The sequence below is a fragment of the Ruegeria sp. CDSA089 genome (assembly GCF_059612205.1).
On the sequence record NZ_JBXWQD010000027.1, the window covers coordinates 1 to 1,861 of the forward strand.

Annotated in this window: 3 protein-coding genes; all 3 read left to right on the forward strand. The window is 52.4% G+C overall.

The features are described from left to right. A partial coding sequence (locus AC2FJ6_RS20785; protein ID WP_480878627.1) for a hypothetical protein occupies nucleotides 1-206 on the forward strand: 206 nt, incomplete at its 5' end. A gap of 75 nt (nucleotides 207-281) precedes the next feature. Continuing rightward, the gene (locus AC2FJ6_RS20790) at nucleotides 282-1,676 is read left to right on the forward strand and encodes a primase-helicase family protein (protein WP_496669856.1); all 1,395 of its coding nucleotides are present in this window, start codon (nucleotides 282-284) and stop codon (nucleotides 1,674-1,676) included. Further along, nucleotides 1,676-1,861 (forward strand): hypothetical protein (locus tag AC2FJ6_RS20795; RefSeq protein WP_480878631.1); only part of this gene is annotated, 186 nt, incomplete at its 3' end. The genes AC2FJ6_RS20790 and AC2FJ6_RS20795, both read left to right, overlap by 1 nt.

Genomic DNA, 1,861 nt, shown 5'->3' on the forward strand with positions numbered 1-1,861 from the left:
TTGGCGACCGATATCGACGTTTATTTCAGGTGAATTTCACGGCCAAATTCGGTCGTTTTTTGCATCAGCAGGAAAAATGCACCTTAGAAGTCCATTTTAGCCATAAAAATATGGGGTTTCAGGCCACTTTTCGCCCCATGAATTCTTCCAGGGCACACTATAGAAGGAAAGAACACGATTATGCACCTGGTGCGTGCCCCCCATAAACGGTCTAATCAGCCGTCTCCTGATACGGGGTGCGTGGCTAAGCCAGGAGCATCAATGATGGGAGATAACCATCAATGGAAACCAATAATAATCCAGTTTCTGGAGCGGAGGTAACCGAGCAAGTTCAACGTCTAGCAAAGGCCTATGGCGATCAGATCGTTCGGAGGGACAACAAGTTCTTCGACGTGGAGAATCTGAGTGTTCCACTGTCGCGCAATGACGTGGAGCGGATGATCCTGAACCGGGTACGAGACGAGCATCCTGAAGTTCCACTGAGCAAAGACTTGGTCAAAGGTCTATTCAAGTTTCTGATCGAAGCACAGCATACCGACGTCGACCGGTCGTTTCAGGTCTGGAACGGAACGGCAATCTGTGAGGCCGGAAACCCGAACCGACTGATACGGTCGCGGGGTGCGGTCGCAGCCAACACGTGGGTCGAACCTGAATATCGCAAACTCAGGATCAATTCCGCTGAGCTTGGCATCATCGGACGGTTCTTCGATGAGTTCTTTCAACTTGAGCATGACCGTGAGCAGTTCCTGAACTGGCTGGCATGGAGCCTTCAGAACGAGGGAGAAAAGCCAGCTTGGGCTCCGTTCCTGTATTCGCGTGGAAGAGGTACTGGGAAAAGTACAACGGCACGCATTCTGACCGAACTCTTTGGCACTTCGAATACCGTCGTTCCAAATAACGTCAGCAAGCTAACGCAGCAGTTCAACGCCACGGTTCTGACAAGCAAACTTGTGGTGTGTGAGGAAACCCAAATCAAGCCGGGATCGCCGCAGGAAAACGCAATCAAGACCTTCATCACGGACCCTTACGTTCTGATAGAGCGGAAGGGGATTGAAGCTGAACGCGCAAAGCAGTCGTGCTGCTTCTTGTTCACCTCGAACATCTGGCCGTCATGGATCGGTGAGGATGAGCGGCGTTACCTCGTAATGGATGTGAACCATGACGGTCGATCAGGGGGCTCTCGTGCCAATGATTTTTCGAACCTTGTCGGTCAGGTTCATCAGTTCCTGGATGATCCGGCGAACGTGGCCAGTGTCTATAACGCCTTGATGCAGAGACAATTGTCGGAAGGATTCAGCGCCAAGAGCCTTAACATCGCCGACCATCAGACCCCAACCATGGAACGCCTGCACCAGACCAGCCGAGACACCATCGTTGATCGGTTGGAGGAAGAACTGAATGCTAGCGGGCTCGTCGCCTTGCCTGAAGCAGGAGTGGTTGCGTTCGTCCAGACGCTCCTCAAAGGAAACATCAACCAAACCAAGCACCTCATGGATGAGCTCGATTGGCGGAAGACAAAGGCCAAGTGGGGCGGCAAAGACTATCAACGCGCGGTCTGGGTCAAGTCCGGTTACTGGATCGAGCGAGGTAAAATCCATGGTCCAGACTTTGAGCCCGTGAATATCAGTGATCATATTGCTGATGACGTTCGGTTCAACGAAGTGGAGGTCATATAATGGATGGTCAGCACTTCTTCTTGAGAGACGACTGCGAAATCTGGCTTCAGGACATCATGGACAATCACTACGAGGAGGCCCTTTCGAGGGCCAACTCCGTCCTATCGCAAACAGCAGAGGATGAGAACGGGTGCTGGGTGACCTCGACGCAGGGACGACCGAAAACACGGTTCAAGGGCCGACAG